This window comes from uncultured Flavobacterium sp. (assembly GCF_963975005.1).
In the GTDB taxonomy this organism is placed as follows: domain Bacteria; phylum Bacteroidota; class Bacteroidia; order Flavobacteriales; family Flavobacteriaceae; genus Flavobacterium.
Window position 1 is genome coordinate 1 of record NZ_CAXBFR010000191.1, and the last position, 2,998, is coordinate 2,998.

Genomic DNA, 2,998 nt, shown 5'->3' on the forward strand with positions numbered 1-2,998 from the left:
GTGGTACTGGGAATGTAGAAATTGATGAGATTAGAGTTGGCGACAATTGGGCTTTTGTAACACCTGCAGGAACAGCTTCAACTAAAAACTTCGACACAATCGCTGGTTTATCTTTATATCCAAATCCAGTTTCAGGAAATGTATTAAATATTTCTTCTACTGCAAATTCAGCTATGAATGTAGCTATTTTTGATATCTTAGGAAAACAAGTTATCAATACTAAAGTAAACAACAATACCGTAAACATTTCTAGCTTACACGCTGGTGTTTATATCGTTAAAGTTACTGAAGACGGAAAAACGGCTACTAGAAAATTAGTAGTGAGATAAATTCACACTTCTATTTATATAAAGAAAGCATCAACATTACGTTGGTGCTTTTTTATTTTATACTTTTGTCTAGTGCTGAACTCGCTTCAGTACCTCATCAATTTTATAACAGTATTTTAATATTATGATTAATTCTAACGATATATTTACTATTTCATCCAAAAAGGAATTTGAGAAAATTGCACTTAAGATTTTCCGATTTCAATTTGATAATAATTTGGTATATCAAGAGTTTTGTAACCTTTTAAACAAGAATAAAGAAAATGTAAAGTCTCTAACTGAAATTCCATTTTTACCTATTCAATTTTTTAAAAGTCATGAGGTAATAAGTTCAACTGAACCTATTCAAGCTACTTTTACGAGTAGTGGTACAACTGCAATGCAAACAAGCAAACATTTAGTCACAGATATTTCTTTATACGAAGAAAGCTATCGAAATGCGTTTTCTGAATTTTATGGAAATATTGAAGATTATTGTGTTTTGGCCTTACTTCCATCTTACTTAGAACGTGAAGGTTCGTCTTTAATACACATGGTTGATGATTTGATTCAAAGCAGCAATCATGAAGACAGTGGTTTTTATTTAAACAATTATGATGAGCTTATCGCGAAGTTAATTGAACTAGATAATTCAGGACAAAACGTGCTTTTAATAGGTGTGACTTATGCTTTATTAGATTTAATTGAACTCCATAAATTTCAATTAAAAAACACCATCATCATGGAAACTGGTGGCATGAAAGGCAAAAGAAAAGAAATGATTCGTGAAGAGTTACATGAGATTCTTTGCCAAGGTTTTGGTGTTCCTGTTATTCATTCTGAATATGGAATGACTGAATTATTATCACAAGCTTATTCTTTAGGAAACGGAATTTTTGAATGTCCGAATTGGATGCAAATCTTAATTAGAGACACAGAAGATGCTTTGTCTTATGTTAACGAAGGAAAAACGGGTGGAATTAATGTGATTGATTTGGCAAACATCAATTCATGTTCGTTTATTGCTACGCAAGATTTAGGTAAAAAATATCCCAACCATTCTTTCGAAGTGCTGGGACGTTTTGATAATTCTGATATTCGGGGTTGTAACCTTATGGTTATTTAGTTTTTGTTTAATACTAAACAAACTTCACCACAAAATAATTTTTCTTTCCTCTTTGTAATAAAACGAACTTATTACTTACTAAATCATTTGAAGACAAATTAAATTCTTCTGTGACTTTTTCCTTATTTACAGAAATTGAATTCTCTTTTAAAGCTCTTCTTGCTTCACCATTAGAAGCTAAAAATCCTGTTTTTTCGTTTAATAAAGTGACGATATCTATTCCTTCACTTAAATCTGACATGGCAACTTCCGCTTGTGGGATTCCTTCAAATATTTCAGCTAATTGATTTTCATTTAATGTTTTTAAATCAGACATGTCTTTACTAAAGAAAGCTCCAGAAGCAAAAATTGCACTATCTAAATCTTCTTTAGAATGTACCAATAACATTAATTCTTCTGCCAAACGTTTTTGTAACACTCTTAAGTGTGGAGCTTCATTATGTTCAGCTATAATTGCATCAATAGATTCTTTATCTAAAAAAGTAAAAATCTTAATATACTTTTCAGCATCAACATCTGAAGTATTTAACCAAAATTGGTAGAATTTATAAGGCGAAGTTTTATCCGCAGTCAACCAAACATTTCCACCTTCAGATTTTCCAAATTTTGAACCATCAGCTTTAGTAATTAACGGACAAGTCATTGCGTAAGCTTTAGATCTTTCGTCGTTATCCACATTCATTCTACGAACTAATTCAGTTCCTGTCGTAATATTTCCCCATTGGTCACTTCCACCCATTTGTAATAAACAGTTGTATTCTTTATTCAAATGGTAAAAATCATATCCTTGAATTAATTGGTACGTAAATTCAGTAAAACTCATTCCTTCTCCACCTTCATCACCAGACAAACGCTTCTTTACTGAATCTTTTGCCATCATGTAGTTTACTGTGATTCTTTTACCTACATCACGGGCAAAATTGATGAATGAGAAATCTTTCATCCAATCATAATTATTGACTAAAATTGGAGCATTCTCATCGGTTGCCTCAAAATCTAAAAAGTTAGAAAGTACATTTTTAATGCCATTTACATTGAAATTTAATGTTTCTTCATCCAACAAATTTCTTTCATCTGATTTTCCTGATGGATCACCAATCATTCCTGTTGCACCACCAACTAAAGCAATTGGTCTATGTCCAAAATTGCGTAAATGTTTTAATAAAATAATCGGAACTAAACTTCCAATGTGTAATGAATCTGAAGTTGGATCAAATCCTATATAAACTGTAGTAGCTTCTTTTAATAATTGTTCTTCTGTTCCTGGCATCATATCGTGTACCAAGCCTCTCCATTGTAATTCTTCTACTAAATTTTTCATCTTATGCTGAATTCATTTCAGTATCTTTTAATTTTACTGAAATTTGGTTATCTTAATTTATGCAAATATATCAATTTTAAAAACCAAACTTCAAATTCCAAATTCCAAATTTTGTGTTATTTTAAAAAATATTCTGAAAATCTATAATCTTAAAATCAAAGAATCTATTTATCTTTACCATATGATATTAGTTACAGGAGCAACAGGTTTAGTCGGTTCACATTTATTGATTTCTTTATTAGA

General features: G+C 30.7%; 3 protein-coding genes. 2 read left to right on the top strand and 1 reads right to left on the bottom strand.

The window, feature by feature from the left end:
* Both AACZ53_RS14315 and AACZ53_RS14320 read left to right on the top strand, forming a co-directional pair.
* Positions 1 to 329: T9SS type A sorting domain-containing protein (locus AACZ53_RS14315; protein ID WP_339839847.1), on the top strand; the 329-nt coding region annotated here is incomplete at its 5' end.
* A gap of 124 nt (positions 330 to 453) precedes the next feature.
* Entirely contained in the window at positions 454 to 1,434 is a 981-nt protein-coding gene (locus AACZ53_RS14320) for an acyl transferase (protein WP_339839849.1), read from the top strand.
* A 13-nt stretch (positions 1,435 to 1,447) separates the two neighbouring features.
* Here the strand turns inward: AACZ53_RS14320 and tyrS are convergent, their stop codons facing one another.
* A complete protein-coding gene (gene tyrS, locus AACZ53_RS14325) occupies positions 1,448 to 2,755 on the bottom strand; it encodes a tyrosine--tRNA ligase (RefSeq protein WP_339839850.1) in 1,308 nt (435 codons plus the stop codon).
* Between the last annotated feature and the right edge of the window lie 243 nt (positions 2,756 to 2,998).

Excerpts from the sequence above, each read along its gene's own strand:
- AACZ53_RS14320 (WP_339839849.1), top strand. The coding sequence starts at position 454 with ATGATTAATTCTAACGATATATTTACTATTTCATCCAAAAAGGAATTT.
- tyrS (WP_339839850.1), bottom strand. The coding sequence starts at position 2,755 with ATGAAAAATTTAGTAGAAGAATTACAATGGAGAGGCTTGGTACACGAT.